The 16,969-nt window shown below is 49.9% G+C and carries 18 protein-coding genes and 1 pseudogene; 16 read left to right on the top strand and 3 right to left on the bottom strand.

Annotated features, from left to right (window positions below; all coding sequences use genetic code 11):
- Positions 1 to 44: 44 nt before the first annotated feature.
- On the bottom strand, positions 45 to 614 hold the full coding sequence (locus ACJAZW_RS04740; RefSeq protein WP_415155725.1) for a DUF1134 domain-containing protein: 570 nt from the start codon (positions 612 to 614) through the stop codon (positions 45 to 47).
- Between the two features lie 132 nt (positions 615 to 746).
- Here ACJAZW_RS04740 and ACJAZW_RS04735 point away from each other — a divergent pair, with 132 nt between their 5' ends.
- The 9 genes from ACJAZW_RS04735 to ACJAZW_RS04695 all read left to right on the top strand — a co-directional run bounded on the left by ACJAZW_RS04735 (position 747) and on the right by ACJAZW_RS04695 (position 9,172).
- Complete coding sequence (locus ACJAZW_RS04735; RefSeq protein WP_415155724.1) at positions 747 to 1,250, top strand: YHS domain-containing (seleno)protein; 504 nt, start codon at positions 747 to 749, stop codon at positions 1,248 to 1,250.
- A gap of 149 nt (positions 1,251 to 1,399) precedes the next feature.
- On the top strand, positions 1,400 to 2,050 hold the full coding sequence (gene chpT / locus ACJAZW_RS04730) for a histidine phosphotransferase ChpT (protein WP_415155723.1): 651 nt from the start codon (positions 1,400 to 1,402) through the stop codon (positions 2,048 to 2,050).
- A 136-nt stretch (positions 2,051 to 2,186) separates the two neighbouring features.
- The gene (locus ACJAZW_RS04725; protein ID WP_415155722.1) at positions 2,187 to 4,796 is read left to right on the top strand and encodes a chemotaxis protein CheW; all 2,610 of its coding nucleotides are present in this window, start codon (positions 2,187 to 2,189) and stop codon (positions 4,794 to 4,796) included.
- The gene (locus ACJAZW_RS04720) at positions 4,793 to 5,263 is read left to right on the top strand and encodes a chemotaxis protein CheW (protein WP_415155721.1); all 471 of its coding nucleotides are present in this window, start codon (positions 4,793 to 4,795) and stop codon (positions 5,261 to 5,263) included. The genes ACJAZW_RS04725 and ACJAZW_RS04720 overlap by 4 nt, the downstream gene beginning before the upstream one ends.
- A 33-nt stretch (positions 5,264 to 5,296) precedes the next feature.
- A complete protein-coding gene (locus tag ACJAZW_RS04715) occupies positions 5,297 to 5,662 on the top strand; it encodes a response regulator (RefSeq protein ID WP_415155720.1) in 366 nt (121 codons plus the stop codon).
- A gap of 22 nt (positions 5,663 to 5,684) precedes the next feature.
- Entirely contained in the window at positions 5,685 to 6,752 is a 1,068-nt protein-coding gene (cheB, locus tag ACJAZW_RS04710; protein WP_415155719.1) for a chemotaxis-specific protein-glutamate methyltransferase CheB, read from the top strand.
- A 13-nt stretch (positions 6,753 to 6,765) separates the two neighbouring features.
- Positions 6,766 to 7,575 (top strand): CheR family methyltransferase, encoded by an 810-nt coding sequence (locus ACJAZW_RS04705; protein ID WP_415155718.1) that lies wholly within the window; start codon positions 6,766 to 6,768, stop codon positions 7,573 to 7,575.
- 73 nt (positions 7,576 to 7,648) lie between these two features.
- Positions 7,649 to 8,701: a phospholipase D-like domain-containing protein gene (locus tag ACJAZW_RS04700; protein WP_415155717.1), complete on the top strand. Its 1,053-nt coding sequence runs from the start codon at positions 7,649 to 7,651 to the stop codon at positions 8,699 to 8,701.
- A 42-nt stretch (positions 8,702 to 8,743) separates the two neighbouring features.
- Entirely contained in the window at positions 8,744 to 9,172 is a 429-nt protein-coding gene (locus ACJAZW_RS04695) for a GFA family protein (protein WP_415155716.1), read from the top strand.
- 103 nt (positions 9,173 to 9,275) lie between these two features.
- On the opposite strand, the gene ctrA is transcribed toward ACJAZW_RS04695, so the two are convergent.
- Positions 9,276 to 9,977, bottom strand: coding sequence for a response regulator transcription factor CtrA (gene ctrA, locus ACJAZW_RS04690; protein ID WP_269394795.1), 702 nt, complete (start codon positions 9,975 to 9,977; stop codon positions 9,276 to 9,278).
- A gap of 385 nt (positions 9,978 to 10,362) precedes the next feature.
- On the opposite strand from ctrA, the gene fliI reads away from it, so the two are divergent.
- The 4 genes from fliI to arfB all read left to right on the top strand — a co-directional run bounded on the left by fliI (position 10,363) and on the right by arfB (position 13,274).
- Positions 10,363 to 11,694 (top strand): flagellar protein export ATPase FliI, encoded by a 1,332-nt coding sequence (gene fliI, locus ACJAZW_RS04685; RefSeq protein WP_415155715.1) that lies wholly within the window; start codon positions 10,363 to 10,365, stop codon positions 11,692 to 11,694.
- A 28-nt stretch (positions 11,695 to 11,722) separates the two neighbouring features.
- Entirely contained in the window at positions 11,723 to 12,136 is a 414-nt protein-coding gene (gene fliJ / locus ACJAZW_RS04680; protein WP_415155714.1) for a flagellar export protein FliJ, read from the top strand.
- Positions 12,137 to 12,280: 144 nt separating this feature from the next.
- Positions 12,281 to 12,805, top strand: a complete 525-nt coding sequence (locus ACJAZW_RS04675; protein ID WP_415155713.1) for a hypothetical protein — start codon at positions 12,281 to 12,283, stop codon at positions 12,803 to 12,805.
- A 55-nt stretch (positions 12,806 to 12,860) separates the two neighbouring features.
- On the top strand, positions 12,861 to 13,274 hold the full coding sequence (gene arfB, locus ACJAZW_RS04670; protein ID WP_415155712.1) for an alternative ribosome rescue aminoacyl-tRNA hydrolase ArfB: 414 nt from the start codon (positions 12,861 to 12,863) through the stop codon (positions 13,272 to 13,274).
- Positions 13,275 to 13,320: 46 nt separating this feature from the next.
- On the opposite strand, the gene ACJAZW_RS04665 is transcribed toward arfB, so the two are convergent.
- On the bottom strand, positions 13,321 to 15,033 hold the full coding sequence (locus ACJAZW_RS04665) for an ABC transporter ATP-binding protein (protein WP_415155711.1): 1,713 nt from the start codon (positions 15,031 to 15,033) through the stop codon (positions 13,321 to 13,323).
- Between the two features lie 221 nt (positions 15,034 to 15,254).
- On the opposite strand from ACJAZW_RS04665, the gene ACJAZW_RS04660 reads away from it, so the two are divergent.
- The 3 genes and pseudogenes from ACJAZW_RS04660 to ACJAZW_RS04650 form a co-directional block, all read left to right on the top strand.
- Positions 15,255 to 15,605: an ArsR/SmtB family transcription factor gene (locus ACJAZW_RS04660; protein WP_415155710.1), complete on the top strand. Its 351-nt coding sequence runs from the start codon at positions 15,255 to 15,257 to the stop codon at positions 15,603 to 15,605.
- Complete coding sequence (locus ACJAZW_RS04655; RefSeq protein ID WP_415155709.1) at positions 15,598 to 16,644, top strand: permease; 1,047 nt, start codon at positions 15,598 to 15,600, stop codon at positions 16,642 to 16,644. The genes ACJAZW_RS04660 and ACJAZW_RS04655 overlap by 8 nt, the downstream gene beginning before the upstream one ends.
- Before the next feature lie 110 nt (positions 16,645 to 16,754).
- Positions 16,755 to 16,969: pseudogene (locus tag ACJAZW_RS04650) on the top strand (hypothetical protein); the annotation flags it as partial.

Here is a 16,969-nt window from a genome sequence, read left to right as displayed (position 1 = left end):
AAAGCGATTATTGTAAACGGCTTAAACCTTGTGTGACCCAACAATCAAAACGGGTTCCATGTGGGGCTTTGTGTGAATTTCAAATAGCCAATATTGATGCCAAGACGTGCGCCGACACCAGAGCGGATGGGCACAAGATATATATCTTTGTATTTCATCACCGTCATGCCAACACCGCCAACGATATAGGCTGAACCATCGACACCTGGATAACGACCGTAAATTGCATCGGTTGAGGGGAGGTTGTAAACCAACATCATAACCTGTGAGCCATCGGCTCCAACATCAAGACCCAGGGTTGGCCCTTGCCAATATAGGATGTGGTTGCCCGCATTTTTGGTGTAGAGTTCGCCGTCGCCATAGCGCACACCACCAAAGAATGCACCAGAGCCTTCTTGGCCCAAAATATAGCCATTGGGCAGACCGTAATCTGAAACCGCTCGTTCAACGACTGACGCGAGCCCCTGAGAAACTGTTCCAAAAAACTCACTGCCCGCATCAACCAGTTCATTGGCTGTATAGCGGTCGGAAACGGTGTCTTGTGCTACTGCCATCCCGGGGACGGCAAGGAGTGAAATCAAAACAACAATTAGGGTGAAACTTTTAGAAAACATTAGCCACATTTCCTTCACGTATGAGTTCGCCAGATTGACAGTTTGGCTGTTAACAAAGCGGATAACTCTTTTTGTTAGTCTTGATGTCGTTCGCTAAACAGGTACTGCGTAAACAAGGCGATGATGCGGCAATTGAGTAAACAAAGATTAACCATCCGGCAGCTTGCGTCACTTTGTTTGGCACTGGGCACCGTTTTTTGCTTTTCGTCGCCAGGTTTTGCCGAGGCGAACCGCAATTTTCTTGAAATGTATGTCACCGACCCATTGTCCGGCTCCGCGATTGAGGGCATGGACCCCGTGAGCTATTTCACCGAACCCGAACCATTGATGGGCATTGCGGAATACGAATATCACTGGAAAGGCGTGTCGTGGTTTTTTGCGACCGAAGCCAACCGTGAGGTGTTCCGTTCGGCACCAGAAGCTTACGTGCCGCAGTTTGGCGGGTATGGCTTAGCTGGTCTGTCGCGTGGCTATTTGTCAACCGGTAACCCCAGAATATATTCGGTATATAACCGTCGGCTCTACATGTTTTATTCTTCAGGGAACCGCGAGGCCTTTATGTTGGAAAAAGCGGCGATGGTGAACTATGCATTTGATAATTGGCTCGACTTGCGCAATCAGTTGGCACGTCAATAGAACAATTATCTTCCCCCAATAGTGGTGATCAGGCTTGGATATTGTGTGCCGAGTATTGCTCACGTCCGCCTTCGGGCTAAACTGAGCCAACTTGATTCGGTTGGGCCGATTGTTCGCGCGCCAACCCTATGCAATCATAAGGGAACTCAATGGCGGAACTTGTTGAAATTAATGGAACTGATCTGGCAGCAATGTTGTGCTCACGAGTGTGTCACGACTTAATTAGCCCGGTCGGCGCGATCGGCAATGGTTTGGAAGTGCTTGCCGATCCCGAACAGGCTGAAATGGCTGAATTTGCGCAAGATTTGATCAATAGTGCGGCCAAGCAAGCGCGCGCGAAGCTTGAATTTGCACGGCTGGCTTTTGGCGCATCCTCAACGCAAGGCACAGAGATTGATACGCGCGAGGCCGAAAAAGTAGCGCAAAGCTACATGTCCGGTGAAAAAGCGGACCTTGATTGGAAAATCGTACCGGTTCTGCTTCCTAAAAACAAAGTAAAAATGATCTTGAACTTGCTGTTGATATCAGCAGGTTCGGTGCCACGTGGCGGCATGATTACTGTCGAGCTTGATGGCGCGCCGTTGGGGCAAGAAGGCGTCATTTTGCGATCAACTGGCAAAAAGACCCTTATCCCCTATCAAGTTGGTCCATTGTTGGCTGGCAAACCAGAGGATGGGCGGATTGATGCTCAGGTTATCCAACCTTATTATGCGGGGCTTTTGGCGCGCGATGCCGGTTTGGACGTGACGATCGAAATGATTGATGACGAAGTGATCATCAAAGCTGTTGCACCTGCCTAGTTTTATGTCCGGGTAGGTCCATAGGTGTGAATACGCACCTGCAAATTTTGCAATAACTCGTTAACAACTGTGCCCGCAATGTGGCGCCATACTTTTTGTCTGGCGTTTCGTGCGGGCATATTTTTTGGGCGAGCAGATGGACGAGCTTTTAATCGATTTTTTGACCGAGACGGCGGAAAGCATAGAGCAAGTTGATTCCAAGCTCGTGTATTTTGAAAAACATCCGGACGATCAAGAAATATTGCGGCATATCTTTCGTTTGGTCCACACCATAAAAGGCACTTGCGGGTTTCTTGATTTACCCCGACTTGAGGCCTTAACCCATGCCGCTGAAAACCTCATGGGACAATATCGCGATGGCGCGCCAGTTGTTGGGGACGGCGTTGAAACCATCCTGAATTCAATTGACCGTGTAAAATCGCATTTGGATATTTTGGCAGACACTGGCGTTGAACCAGAAGGTAACGATCTTGACTTAATTGATGCGCTTAACCGTTTGGCGGAGCAGGGGAGCAAAAACGATAGTTTCGATCAAGATCCGTTGGCAATTGAAACCCCGCCGCTTGATCCGCTTGAGGCTGCGTTTTTAGCGGCCCCGGGACCGGACGACATTATTGACGAACCCGCTGTTGCACCCAGTGTTGATGATGTGAGCCCCTCAATGCAAAAACCTATGGGCATCGATGCGCCGAACGCAAAAGGCAACAGCGTAAACGCGGCGCCTGGTATTCGGGTTCAGCTTCCGGTGCTTGAAGGTTTAATGACGATGGTGAGCGAATTGGTGCTCACCCGCAATCAGTTGATGGCGATTTCGCGCGGGCGCGAAGAAAGTGAGTTTCATGCGCCATTGCAACGGCTTTGTTCGGTCACGGCAGAGTTGCAAGATGGGGTGATGAAAACCCGGATGCAGCCGATTTCGGCCGCATGGCAAAAAATGCCAAGGCTCATTCGTGACCTGTCAAAGGATCTTTGCAAAGAGATTGTGCTGGAAATGTCGGGCGAAGATACAGAGCTTGACCGTCAAATCTTGGAGCAGATCAAGGATCCACTGACCCACATGGTGCGCAATGCGGCTGATCATGGTTTGGAGGACGTTCATACCCGACAAGCAGCGGGTAAATCTGGTGCCGGCACGGTGCGGTTGAACGCGTTCCATGAAGGGGGACAAATTGTTATCGAAATTGCTGATGATGGACGTGGTCTTGATGTGGATCGACTGAAATCTAAAGCGCTGGAAAAAGAAATTGTCTCCGCCGCTGAATTACAAGGGATGACCGAAGGACAAATTCAACAATTGATCTTTCATCCCGGTTTTTCCACCGCAAATGCTGTGACAAGCGTTTCGGGGCGTGGTGTGGGCATGGATGTGGTGCGCTCCAACGTCGAGTTGATCGGCGGTACTATTGATTTGAAGTCGCAAGTGGGCGTTGGCACAACTGTTAGCCTAAAAATTCCGCTGACTTTGGCGATTGTGCCTGCATTGATTATTGCGGTTGGTAAAGAGCGCTTTGCGCTACCACAACGGGCGGTGCGCGAACTTGTGCGTGTGAGCAAGAAAGCAAATCCTGTCGAGCGTTTAAATGGCAGTTTGGTGCTGCAATTGCGCGATCACTTGTTGCCGGTTGTGGGGTTAAGTGACCTCTTGGGCGTGCGCCCCGGCCAAGTGCCTGATGAGGGATATGTGGTGGTCACCGAGATCGGGCAATATTGCTTTGGTTTGCTGGTGGATGAAGTTTTCCATACCGAAGAAATTGTCGTCAAACCGATGATGGGGGCGTTGCAAGGCTTAAAGCATTTCTCTGGCACCACCATTTTGGGGGATGGCAGCGTGATCATGATCATGGACCCCTCAGGCCTTGCGAGTTCTGTGGCGCAAACAGATATGGGCGACTTGGCGCGCACCAAGCCTGTAGTTGAAGAGCAAGACGATCAATCGGTGCTGACCGAACTTTTGGTATTTGAAGCCCGAGATGGCGCGCGGCAAGCCGTGCCACTGTCTTTGGTTAATCGCCTGGAGACAGTGAAACAAAGTGAACTTGAGTTGGTCGATGGCCGACATTTGTTGCAATATCGTGGCGCATTGATGCCAATTCGCTTCCTGTGCGAACAGCCAGAACATGGCGGGCGCAAAATGTCGATGTTGGTGTTTGAAGATCGCGAGTTCCGGCTTGGTATGGTGGTTAGCCAGGTGCTCGACATTGTCGTAGACCGTATGGACATTGATGTTGACGCCAAGCAAGGCGGCTATTTAGGCACCGCAATCATTAAAGGGCGGGCGACCGAAATATTGGACATGGCCTATTTTATGGCGCTTGAACATCCAAGATCGCTTGACCGGCAAGTCGACTATATTGAAGGCGCGCGGCGGCGAATGCTCTATGCTGAAGACAGCGCGTTTTTTCGCAATATGTTGATACCGATCTTTAAGGGGGCGGGTTTTGACGTCACCGTTTGTGAAGACGGACAGGCCGCATTTCAAATCCTGCATGCGGGCGCAAAGTTTGATCTGATTGTAACTGATATTGAAATGCCGGGCATGGATGGGTTCTCGTTGGCCCAATCGGTTGGGCAGTTGCCCCATGTTGCAAACACACCCGTTATTGCCTTGTCATCATATGATGGGCCGAACGTCAAAACTCGAGCCAAGGAAGTTGGGTTGTTTGATTTTGTCGCTAAAGGGGATCGCGAACATCTGACAAAAGCGGTGAGCCGGGCGATGAGCATGCGCCAATTGGAGGCAGCATGAGTGCACAAACAAGTGCCACGAACGCTATGATCCAGCTGGTGACGTGTCGGATTGGCGGGCAATTGTTTGCCATCAATCTTGAGATGGTGGAGGATGTGTTCAAGCCTGAACAATATACACCAATTCCAACCGTGCGGCCGGAGATTGCAGGCATATTGAATTTGCGTGGCCGCATCATTGTGGCGATCAATACTGACCAGCTTTTGGGCCTGCCAGCCATTGCTGCGCCAATTGTTGGGCGGCAGATGGTCAATATAAAATATTTAAACGAATCTTATGGACTTTTGGCCGATAGTGTCGGGGATGTTGTCACATTTAGTGTGGATGACATCCAACCAAACCCGATCAATCTTGATGGGAATTTGGCGATCTATAGTCAGGGAATCTTGCGGCTCGATGGTGAGTTGACGACGGTTCTGATGGCGGACAAATTGATCGCAAAAGTCCTTGATCAAGAGGCTGCATAAGCTGCCAGAACGTGCATTTGAAGGAGAAGCGCGATGAAAACCTGTCTAATTGTTGACGACAGCAGTGTCATTCGCAAAGTCGCCCGCCGTATAATTGAAGAAATCGGCTACGATGTCGACGAAGCTGAAGACGGGCGCGAGGCCTTTGAAAAATGCACAAGAAGCATGCCCGACACTATTCTTGTTGATTGGAATATGCCGGTTATGTCTGGGCTCGAATTCGTCAAAGAATTGCGCAGCTATATTGGTGGTGAGACCCCAAAAATACTGTTCTGTACAACAGAAAATGATGTGGGGCACATCGCCATGGCGCTAAAGGCTGGTGCCAACGAATACATGCTGAAGCCATTTGATCGGGAAATTATGGAAAGCAAATTCCAGGATCTCGACCCAAAATAATTTGGTCGAAAGGAGCGTCCTTATGAAGGCGCAATTGGAACCCGGGGCAAACGCCACGTCGGTGCGGGTGATGCTTGTGGACGATTCGGCGGTTGTGCGCGGTCTTATGCGGCGCTGGATCGACGCTGAACCGGGTATGGACATTGTCGCGAGTGCGATTAATGGCCAAGAGGCGGTAAGTGAAGCGGCGCGGGTGCAGCCTGATATCATCATTCTGGATTTGGAAATGCCGGTCCTTTCGGGCATGCAGGCGTTGCCGCAATTGAGGCAAATTGCACCCACAGCGAAAATTCTCATCGCTTCAACTTTAACAACTCGAAACGCACGCGCTTCGCTTGCCGCCATGCGTGCTGGGGCGACGGATTATTTAGCAAAACCGGATGCAGCGACGTCACGAGACCAGTTTCAAAACCAATTGATTGCCAAACTGCGCGCTTTGAGTGAAGTGACTAAAATTGCCAGTGACCAAAATGGCGCGCGCGTCATGGGGCTGCAAAAGTCGCGGCGTTGGACAGGCGAGATGAAGCTGCTTGCCATTGGGGCGTCAACAGGTGGCCCGCAAGCTTTGAACGAATTGTTTGGCGCGTTATCTGGCAAGCTTGAGAGCTGCGCGGTCCTTGTGACCCAACATATGCCCGCACATTTTACGAAACTATTGGGGGAAGATTTATCGCAACGCATCGGTTTGCCCGGCGGTGAAGCGGTTGATGGTGAACCCGTTCTCGCCGGACGGCTCTATATGGCACCGGGTGGGTTTCACATGCGGCTAGCGGGGGAGGCCGGTGCGTTGCGCATCGTGATTGGGGACGACCCGGCGATCAATTTTTGCAAGCCGGCGGTGGACCCGATGTTTGAAAGTATTGCAACCCATTACGGACAGGATTGCGCGGCCGTGATGTTGACCGGAATGGGGAGTGACGGCGCCATTGGCGCAAAAGCTATACACGACGCAGGTGGTGTGGTGTTGGCGCAAGATCAAGCAACCAGCACGGTATGGGGAATGCCGGGCGCAGCTGTTTCGGTAGGGGCTGTCGATCAAATGCTGCCGCTCCAAAAAATCGGGGCGCGTTTGTTGCAATTGAAGGCATAAGAGAGAGATCACAATGCAAGACAATACATATCAAGCTATTGCGCGTTTTGTGGCGCAAGAAAGCGGCATTAAACTGTCTTCTGGCAAAGCCTACATGGTGGAAACGCGCCTTGAACCGGTTTTGTCGCAATTTGGTATTTCAAACTTTGAACATTTGGCAACGCAGCTTTTGGCTGCAAAGGGTGATTTGCGCCAAGCGGTGGTGGACGCGATGACCACCAATGAGAGTTTCTTTTTTAGAGATCGCACGCCTTTTGAATTGTTTGAAAATGTTATGTTGCCGCGAATTGCGGCGCAAAAACGCAGAACTGGCCAGTCGTTGCGGATTTGGTGCGCCGCTGCCGCCACCGGGCAAGAGCCCTATTCGTTGGCGATAGCTGTTTTGGAAAATCAGCGGCTTTTGGAAGACATCGATGTTTCAATACTCGCGACTGACATTTCGCAGGCGGCATTGGCCACAGCGGAGGATGGGCTTTACACCCAGTTCGAAGCACAGCGCGGGTTGAGCGCGCGGCGTTTGATTGCGCATTTTCAGCAAGAGGGCCGCGCCTGGCGGGCAAAACCTCATCTGCGTGAGTTGATTGAATTTAGGGAGCTTAACTTGCTGAAATCTTTGCAGCAAGTCGGGCGCGTGGATATCGTTTTTTGTCGCAACGTGTTGATTTATTTTGACGTGGAGACCAAGTGCCACGTGTTAGGAAACATCAAAAATCAAATTGTTGACGACGGATATCTGATGCTTGGTGCTGCTGAAACATTGGTGGGTGTATGCAAAGATTTCTTGCCGACCAAGGAACACCAAAACCTGTTCCAACCTGCCTAGTCTTCCCTCTTCTTCAACATTTCAAATTACGTGATAGAATGCACTCATATTTTAACAATTTTGGGTGAATGCCATGCCATTATCCGTAGGCGATATCACACTATATTTGGGGCCAACACAGGTAGGTGGACCCGACGATTTGGAAGCTGCGATCATTGATTTTATTGGCGCGGCAACCAAGAGCCTGTTCATTTCTGTTCAAGAGCTGGACCATAAACCGATTGCTGATGCGATTGTGGCTGCAAAACTGCGTGGTGTGCAGGTGCATATGGTGATGGAGCAAGATTACCTAAAAGAGAGCAAACCACCCGCTGCAAATTCTCTTGGGGAACTGGAAGTAAACCGCGAACTGCTGATGCGGATTTTGCGCCACGGGATTGACGCGAAAGCGGATTATAACCCGGCGATTTTTCACCAGAAATTCATCGTGCGTGATGGCAATGCGGTTCTGACGGGTTCAACGAACTTCACCACCACGGGCGTGACAAAAAATCTCAATCACATTGTGATTGTGAAAGATCAAAAGGTGGCGCGCGAATATACGCGTGAGTTTAAAGACATTCGCAAAGGCATATTTGGCAAGCGCAGTCTCGAGCGTTCACGCAAACCGCTTGAAGATCATTATGTTGGGGATGTGCGAGTGAAGCCATTGTTTGCGCCGGATCATATGCCTGAGATGGAATTCATCAAACATATGAACAAGGCGCGCCAGCGGATCGATTTTGCGATTTTCACCTTTTCCAAGTCCTCCGGCATTGACGATGCGATGGTGCTTTCGCAATTGGCAGGCGTTGAGGTGAAGGGCGTGCTGGATCGCCGTGCTGCGAACCAAAAGTGGGCGGCCAAAGATACGCTGAAAAATGGCGGCATCACCCTGTTTCAAAACAAAAATGGCACCGGTGTGCGCAAGGTGCACCACAAATTGATGACGATTGACGATCAGCTGACGATTGTGGGCAGTTTCAACTACACAGGCCCAGCCAACCTGATTAACGATGAAAACATTATGGTGTTGGGCGATCTGGACGAAACCGACCCGGCCAAACGAGATGCGCAAGCTAAATTAGCGCAATTTGCGCGGGATGAAATTACCCGGATCATTGAGCATCAGAGTGAGGAGATTTAGCATTGGCTGCAGTTGTGGACGGTAAAGTATTTGGGTGAGCCAATGAAAAGCATATATTCAGGAAAGTGTCTTTGTGGCGCAGTAACCTATGACGTGACGGGTCCCCCAGTTGTTGTTGCCAAATGTCATTGTGAAGAGTGTCGAAGGCTGAGCGGAACCGGACATACGATTGGAGCGATGTTCCTCCGAAATGCAGTATTCCTACGGGGGACGTTGAGTGAGTTTAAGTACGTTTCTGGCAAGGAATCCGAGGTTACGAAGGCATTTTGCCCACAATGTGGCACCCCGATTTATGGTGCAAACACACGCTCACCTGAGCATATGACCTTGCCGCTAGGTTCCATGGATGATGCAGCCGGTTTGGAAATTCAAGTTGTGATATTTGAACGTGACAAACAGCATTGGGAGCAACTGAGCGACAATGTTGTCGCGTTTGAAACGCAGCCGGATTGGAAACCTGCTAGCGAATGACGAGCGAACGGGACCCATTTTGCTGAAAAAATATATCCCTATTGAAAACAAAAAAACCCCACCAAAATGGCAGGGCTTTTAAATTTGAATGTCAGTGAAAGCCTTATGCGCTTTCGGACAATTCGTTCTCGTCTGGCTCGCGCAACACATAGCCACGGCCCCAAACAGTTTCGATGTAGTTCTTGCCGCCGGTTGCGGTTGAAAGCTTTTTTCTGAGCTTACAAATGAACACATCGATAATTTTTAGCTCTGGCTCGTCCATGCCACCATAAAGGTGGTTGAGGAACATTTCTTTGGTGAGGGTGGTGCCCTTACGCAGAGAAAGAAGCTCAAGCATTTGATATTCTTTACCCGTCAGGTGCACACGTTGACCGCCAACTTCCACCGTTTTGGTGTCTAGGTTCACAGACAAGTCACCAGTGTTGATGACTGATTGTGCGTGACCTTTTGAGCGACGAACCACCGCATGGATGCGGGCAACCAATTCGTCCTTATGGAACGGCTTGGTCATATAGTCGTCTGCGCCGAAGCCTAAGCCACGAACTTTGTCTTCAATGCCTGCAAGACCTGAAAGAATAAGGATCGGGGTTTGAACTTTTGCGACACGCAAGGTGCGCAAGACTTCATATCCGCTCATGTCAGGTAAGTTGAGATCAAGCAAAATGATGTCGTAATCATATAGTTTGCCCAGATCCACGCCTTCTTCGCCTAGATCTGTTGTGTACACATTGAAACTCTCAGATTTGAGCATTAGCTCAATACTCTGCGCGGTAGCGCTGTCATCCTCAATCAGGAGTACCCGCATGTCGTTCCCCTTGTCCTTGTTCCGTCATGGAACCTACATGGTGCAGCCCAACATCAGCGCACCAGTTAATGAATCCTACTGGATATGAATCAACCCTAGTGTCAAATAGTTAACAAAGTTTAATTCGGTTCCGCAATATGCATTGAACAACTTTCTTCATTTAGCTTAACCTATTGAAATATATGAATAAAAAGACGGTTACCAACTTAATAATTTAGTTTAAGAAAAGGTTTCAACCGACTCTTTAGACTCGGTGAATTGCATATGACTGAATGTGTTTGGTGATGGAAGCGGGAGAAGATATTTTTTCGCTTGAGTTGTGTAAATAGTGCGTTTTCGTAAAGGAATCGTTAGCATTAACCGAATCAAAAGGATTGAAGGTGCTTTGGAATCACTAATTGCCGATATAGACGCGATGGACGCTGTTGAAGTGTTTGGACGGGTGAAGACCGTTCAAGGGCTGCTGGTTGAGGTGATCGGGCCGGTGCGCGAACTGCGTGTGGGTGGTCGGGTGGCCATTGAAACACGGGTTGGCAGCGAGCTGATGTGCGAAATTGTCGGCTTTGAAAATGATCATGCGCTTTGTTTGCCCTTTGGGCCGCTCGAAGGGGTTCGGCTCGGCTGTAAGGCCGTTTTTTCCTCACATGGGGGCACCGCACAGCCAACGGACGATTGGTTGGGACGCGTGGTTAATGCCAATGGCGACCCGATTGATGGCGGCCCGCCAGTTCTAAAGGGCGCTGACCATTATCCACTGCGTGCGTCACCGCCGCCTGCCCACGAGCGGGCGCGGGTTGGTCCGCCAATTGATCTGGGGGTCAAGATTCTCAACACATTCACCACCTGTTGTGATGGACAACGGATGGGCATATTTGCTGGGTCTGGTGTTGGTAAATCTGTGTTGATGTCGATGTTGGCGCGCAATACGGCCGTTGATGTGGCGATTATCGGGCTGATCGGCGAGCGGGGCCGCGAAGTGCAAGAGTTTATTGAAGACAATCTTGGACCGGAGGGGATGAAACGCGCGGTGATTGTGGTGGCCACGTCAGATGAGCCTGCGCTGATGCGACGGCAGGCCGCTTATATGACGCTGACGTTGGCCGAATATTTCCGCGACAAGGGCAAGCGCGTGCTTTGTATGATGGACAGTTTGACCCGATTTGCCATGGCGCAACGTGAAATTGGCTTGGCCACGGGTGAACCGCCGACTGCCAAAGGTTATCCACCGACTGTTTTCACCGAATTACCGCGATTGTTGGAAAGAGCAGGCCCAGGGTTAAAAAATTCTGGTTCTGTTACCGGACTTTTTACAGTTTTGGTAGAAGGTGATGATCATAATGAGCCAATAGCGGATGCCGTTCGCGGTATTTTGGATGGGCACATTGTAATGGAAAGGGCGATTGCTGAGCGGGGAAGGTACCCGGCAGTGAATGTTTTGAGGTCTATTTCGCGTACTATGCCGGGCTGTGTTCCGGATGAATATCGGCCGGTTTTGCTGAAAGCACGCGAATATATGTCAGTTTTTGCTGATATGGAGGAACTGATCCGTTTGGGGGCCTATCGGTCTGGATCAGATCCAATAGTGGACACCGCTATTTCCATTGCGCCGCAATTGGACGCGTTTTTGTCTCAATTGCAAGACGAGCGGGTAACCTTGGATGAAGGGTATCGCCAACTCGCAGAAATTGTCGCCAGTGTAGAAGGCGGCGGGGAATGAAGACTTGGTTGGGTAAGGAGTACAAGTCATGAAATCACGGAATGAGTCTCTCATTCGGTTGAGAAAATTCACAGTCGACGAAAAACGTCGCGCTGTGTCGCAAATCGAAATGATGGTTGCCGATTTTGAACGGATGGCAGCCGAATTAGATCAGCAAATCGAAATCGAACATCAAAAAACCGGCATTACCGATGTTGGCCATTTTGCCTATTCGACTTTTGCAAAAGCTGCGTCTTCACGTCGCGATAATCTCACAGCTTCGGCGGACGAGATGCGTGGCAAGCTAGAAGCAGCGCAAGACGAGTTGGCCGAATCGGTTGAAGATTTGAAAAAGATCGAACTGCTCGAAGCGCGCGAACATGCACGTGAAGCGGCGGAAGAAATCAAACGCGATCAAGCCGAAATGGATGAAATCGCGCTGATGCGTCGTCACCGCAAATAGGTTCGTCTAAGCTTTTTGCTTAGCTCACTTACCCTGTAATTTTTAAAGGTTGCATGCCAAGCGGTGTGCGGCCTTTTTGGGGTTGTGATTTGAATAGTTTCAGTGTGTGATTGTTTTTTACTTTAGTCAATTTTAGAATGCAAAATGAAAAATCAAACCCAAAAGAATGCATCTTACCGCATGACCACTAGATATAAGTTGGTTTTCTTTTTCTCCATCCTGTCAGCCCTTTACGGATTATGGTCGGGTCTTGCTTCGTATTTCCCAGAAATTGTGCCGTACTATTTGCCGGTTGCTCCTAGAATTGGCCAAAGCAATTTCATGCTAAGTCTTTCGGTTTTAGCGATGACAGTGGTGCAGCTGCCAAAACTAAAAGGAACAGCCATTTGGATAACTGATCTCGTGTTGCTCGTGTTATTTGTGGGAATTACCATTCTTGGACCTGAGCATCCGCGACAGTTAATTTGGTTTTTGGGTTTTATATGCTTCGTGATTCCACTGATGCCGCAGCGCGAAATTTTTGGAGTGGATCGAGCATATGGCGGGTGGAAAAAAGGTTATCGCGTTAGGAATGAGAGTATAGATGCGCAAAAAGTCGTCAATTCTGATGCTGGTGAATATTCTGGAGAAATTGGCAAGACGACGCGGACAAAGCATCACTGGGATTGATGCAAGAATTCGCGCATAGTGGGCACAATTTCATCCCGCACCCAAGTAGGTCCAAATGCGCATCAACGACCAGATCACGCTTGCCGAATGGGAACTGTCTGAACAGTTCACCCGGGCTAGTGGTCCGGGTGGGCAGAATGTGAACAAGGTGAGCACAGCGGTTGAATTGCGGTTTGAGGCGGAGCGGTCCCCCAATTTAACTGATCCCGTTAAACGGCGGTTGAAGCGGTTGGCCGGGCGGCGCTGGACGCTGGAGGGGGCGATTGTGATTTTTGTGCAAGACACACGATCCCAAGCGCGTAACCGCGAGATTGCGCGCGAACGGCTGGCCGAGTTGATTTTACAAGCAGCAGAAAAACCAAAATTCCGGGTGAAGACGAAACCCACGCGCGGTTCGGTGAAGCGCCGTTTGGTGGCGAAAAAGGTGCGTGGTGAGGTGAAGAAATTACGCGGGAAAGTTGAAGATTAATCCCGTTGCTTTCCGCCCCCAATGGGTGCTTCACACGCCTTCGCGCCTATCCAACTTGTGCCTTATGTAGGTCCGAATAGATTCCGTCATGGGCCAACAATTCATCATGGCTGCCTTGTTCGACGACGCCTTGTTCGGTGATCACAACAATCCGATCGGCATTTCGAATGGTGGCCAAGCGGTGCGCCACCACCAATGTAGTTCGGCCCTTGGATAGTTCGGCCAATGCGCTTTGGATTTGTCGCTCGGTTGCTGTGTCCAATGCAGAAGTGGCCTCATCTAAAATCAAGATGGGTGGATTTTTGAGGAAAATTCGAGCAATGGAGAGACGTTGCTTTTGTCCGCCGGAAAGGCGAATGCCGCGCTCACCAACAAGCGTGTCCCACCCCTCACTTAAACTATCAACAAAGTTGGCAAGGGATGCTTTTTGAATGGCGTCGCAAATATCTTTGTCGCTGGCACCGAGCCGACCATAGGCTATGTTTTCTTTTATGGTGCCGGCGAACAAGAATACCTCTTGCGCCACAACACCGATTTGTTGACGCAAACTGCGTTGGGTGAAGCGGCGAATGTCAGTGCCGTCGATTGTGATTTCACCATGACCAACTTCGTAAAATCGTGGCAAAAGCGCACAAATAGTCGATTTGCCAGCACCAGACGGTCCCACAAGGGCAACGGTTTCCCCATGCTTGACAGACAAATTGAGATTGGCGAAAACACGCGCATCTTTACCGTATGAAAAGCTGACATTTCTGTACTCGATATCGCCTTTAAGGTGATCCACATCGAGCGCATTTTGGGCGTCCACAATGTCAGGATCTGTGTCCATCAATCCAAGAAAGCGCCGAAAACCTGCCACGCCGCGTGGATAGAGATCCAGCATTGAGTTGAGCTTTTCGATTGGTCGAACAAAGATACCCACAATGATCAAGAAGCCAACGAACTCGCCGTTGGAAAGCTGACCCATCGTCACGAAATAACTCCCCGCAACCATCACCATCAATTGCATGAAGCGAATGGCAAAATAGGAGATCGCCCAAGATCTGGTCATGAAATCATAAGCTTGCAGTTTGATAGCTCGATACTCGGCGGACGTTTGGCGGAACTGGGTTTGCTCATGTACCTCGTTTGCAAATGCTTTAACCAAGCGCGTGCCGCCAACACTTTCAGCAATGCGGGTATTGATTTCGCCAATTTGGGCGAAAAGGGTGCGATAATTGGCGGCCATTGACCGGCCATATTTCGTCATCAGCCATGTGACCATCGGGGTAATAGCTGCTGTGATCAGGGCCATCTCCCAATTGATAAAGAACATGATCCCAAGAGCACCAAAAAAGGTCATTATCGCAGTAAAGATGTCTTCTGGGCCGTGATGGGCTACTTCGCCGATATCATCGAGATCCTTGGTGACGTGGGTAATGAGCTTGCCTAACTTGGCGTGATCGAAAAAGCGAAAGCTGAGCTTTTGTAAATGATCAAAAGCCTCGTTACGCATGTCGGTTTCGATATTGATACCAAGCGCATGGCCCCAATAGGACACAATGGCAATCAGGCAGGTATTGAGAATATAGACCGCCAATAATGCGGCTGCGACAATAGCTATGAGCGGCCAGTCGCCGCTTTGCAAAAGCCGATCAACAAACATCATAATCGCCAGCGGGAACAAAAGTTCAAGAACTCCCGACGTGATGGCGCTGCCAAAGTCGATAAAAAACAAGCGTTTATGGGGTAAGTAGTATGAGAAAAATCTGAACAGCATAAATCATCCGAAAAAATGCGGGGGGAATTAAGATGAAAGCTCGGTTCAGAAGCTGATAGGCAAGCTAAGCATGTGCTCTAGCGGTGCGCAATGTTGGTGCGCCTCAAATTGCCGAATTTGGACATTCTTTGCGCCCTGCGTGACCAAAATGCACCAGCCGCTTGACTTCAATAATGATTCCATATATCTAGTTTAATAGAAATATTGATTGGAGCATGGAAATGGCAGTTGAATTGACACAAGCGGCGCAGGCATTCGCGGCGATGGGTTCGGAGCCGCGGCTCGAAGTATTGATGTGTTTGGTGCGCGCGGGCAATAAGGGGCTTTTGGTGGGTGACATTCAGGAACGCACGGGCATTCCCGCTTCCACGCTCAATCATCATCTCAAATTTATGACGGCTGCGGGGATTGTGCGCCAAGAAAAGCAAGGCCGGACGATCCACAATTATGCACAACTTGATCAGTTGGAAGCGTTGGCTGGTTTTATCATCAACCAATGCTGTGCGGACGATCGGCAGTTGCACGCAAATTCAAATGGCGACGTTCAAGACAAAGGGGCAGATAATGTCTGATACCATACAGGGTCAAAAACTGCGGCCAAAATTCAAGATCAGCAAATATATCAAAAGTGTCCCGTTTGCGATTGCTTTGATGCTGTTGGCGGTCGCAATGTTGGACCCGGCACAATTGCTGGACGTGGTCCAGTTTGCGATCCGCGCATTCCTTGGCACGTTGCCGTTCATTCTGTTTGCGGTGTTGATGATCGGCTATTTAAAAGCCACCGGGTCTGAGAGTTTAATCGCCCGCGCTTTTGAGGGCCGGGAAATTCAGGCGATATTCTTAGCCGCACTTATCGGTGGGCTCGCCCCATTCTGTTCATGCGAAGTCATTCCATTTATCGCTGGATTGTTAGCAGTGGGCGCGCCGCTTTCTGCTGTGATGGCCTTTTGGTTGGCGTCGCCGCTCATTGATCCGCCAACATTTATCATTACGGGGTCTGAACTTGGCTGGGCATTTGCATTTTCTCGCGCTGGCTTTGCTGTGGCACTTGGTTTGCTCGGCGGATTTGTCGTCAAATTGATCGGCAAACGCGGCGCAATTGCCGACCCGTTGCGCGAAGACTATAAGGCTTCAACTTGTGGCACCGGCAAATTCAAAGGCAAACCAAACTGGAAGTTTTGGACAGAAGCGGCGCGCGTCAATGTGTTCCGCAAAGAAAGCACTACAAATCTTTTGTTCCTTGGGAAATGGTTGGCGCTCGCCTATGTGATCGAAGCCCTGTTCGTGACTTACGTTCCGGCACAAATGGTCGCCAATATTTTAGGTGGCGAAGGCATTTTAACTATCGGCTTGGCCGCACTTGTTGGTGCCCCGGCCTATCTAAACGGCTACGCAGCCATTCCGCTGATTAGTGGGTTGCTTGATCAAGGCATGAGCCTTGGGGCGGCGATGGCGTTTATGATCGCGGGGCCTGTTACCTCAATTCCTGCCATGATGGCCGTGATGTCACTGGTCAAGAAGCCGGTCTTTGCGATTTATTTGATCATGGCAATTTCTGGCGCGATCTTGTTTGGTCTGGTTTTTCAATATGCAAATGGTTTTGTCGGCTAAAGCTAACCCTTGTCAACAAAGCCTGAATGAAATGCGCCTCCTTTATGGGGCGCATTTTGTTTCTAGCGGCAAGGTGCTAGAATGCTTCGCTGAAACCAAGGGAAGTCAGCATGAGCAATAGTCAATTTATCGCACAATTGTTGGGACCGCTATATTTGGCGATCGGCGTTGGTGGTTATGTTAATCGAGTGAAATATCTCGACCTTATCAAGTCGTTCAAAGCGAGTTTTGGCATGCAGCTTTTCTCCGGCGTTGCAGCGCTGTTGGTGGGCATAATGATGGTGCAGTTTCACAATATTTGGGTGGCTGATTGGCGGGGCTTGAT

The organism is Maritalea sp. (assembly GCF_047634455.1).
Classification (GTDB): Bacteria; Pseudomonadota; Alphaproteobacteria; order Rhizobiales; family Devosiaceae; genus Maritalea.
This window is presented reverse-complemented; position numbering and strand designations above follow the sequence as displayed.

Excerpts from the sequence above, each read along its gene's own strand:
- ACJAZW_RS04740 (WP_415155725.1), bottom strand. The coding sequence starts at position 614 with ATGTTTTCTAAAAGTTTCACCCTAATTGTTGTTTTGATTTCACTCCTT.
- chpT (WP_415155723.1), top strand. The coding sequence starts at position 1,400 with ATGGCGGAACTTGTTGAAATTAATGGAACTGATCTGGCAGCAATGTTG.
- ACJAZW_RS04725 (WP_415155722.1), top strand. The coding sequence starts at position 2,187 with ATGGACGAGCTTTTAATCGATTTTTTGACCGAGACGGCGGAAAGCATA.
- ACJAZW_RS04720 (WP_415155721.1), top strand. The coding sequence starts at position 4,793 with ATGAGTGCACAAACAAGTGCCACGAACGCTATGATCCAGCTGGTGACG.
- ACJAZW_RS04715 (WP_415155720.1), top strand. The coding sequence starts at position 5,297 with ATGAAAACCTGTCTAATTGTTGACGACAGCAGTGTCATTCGCAAAGTC.
- cheB (WP_415155719.1), top strand. The coding sequence starts at position 5,685 with ATGAAGGCGCAATTGGAACCCGGGGCAAACGCCACGTCGGTGCGGGTG.
- ACJAZW_RS04705 (WP_415155718.1), top strand. The coding sequence starts at position 6,766 with ATGCAAGACAATACATATCAAGCTATTGCGCGTTTTGTGGCGCAAGAA.
- ACJAZW_RS04700 (WP_415155717.1), top strand. The coding sequence starts at position 7,649 with ATGCCATTATCCGTAGGCGATATCACACTATATTTGGGGCCAACACAG.
- ACJAZW_RS04695 (WP_415155716.1), top strand. The coding sequence starts at position 8,744 with ATGAAAAGCATATATTCAGGAAAGTGTCTTTGTGGCGCAGTAACCTAT.
- ctrA (WP_269394795.1), bottom strand. The coding sequence starts at position 9,977 with ATGCGGGTACTCCTGATTGAGGATGACAGCGCTACCGCGCAGAGTATT.
- fliJ (WP_415155714.1), top strand. The coding sequence starts at position 11,723 with ATGAAATCACGGAATGAGTCTCTCATTCGGTTGAGAAAATTCACAGTC.
- ACJAZW_RS04675 (WP_415155713.1), top strand. The coding sequence starts at position 12,281 with ATGAAAAATCAAACCCAAAAGAATGCATCTTACCGCATGACCACTAGA.
- arfB (WP_415155712.1), top strand. The coding sequence starts at position 12,861 with ATGCGCATCAACGACCAGATCACGCTTGCCGAATGGGAACTGTCTGAA.
- ACJAZW_RS04665 (WP_415155711.1), bottom strand. The coding sequence starts at position 15,033 with ATGCTGTTCAGATTTTTCTCATACTACTTACCCCATAAACGCTTGTTT.
- ACJAZW_RS04660 (WP_415155710.1), top strand. The coding sequence starts at position 15,255 with ATGGCAGTTGAATTGACACAAGCGGCGCAGGCATTCGCGGCGATGGGT.
- ACJAZW_RS04655 (WP_415155709.1), top strand. The coding sequence starts at position 15,598 with ATGTCTGATACCATACAGGGTCAAAAACTGCGGCCAAAATTCAAGATC.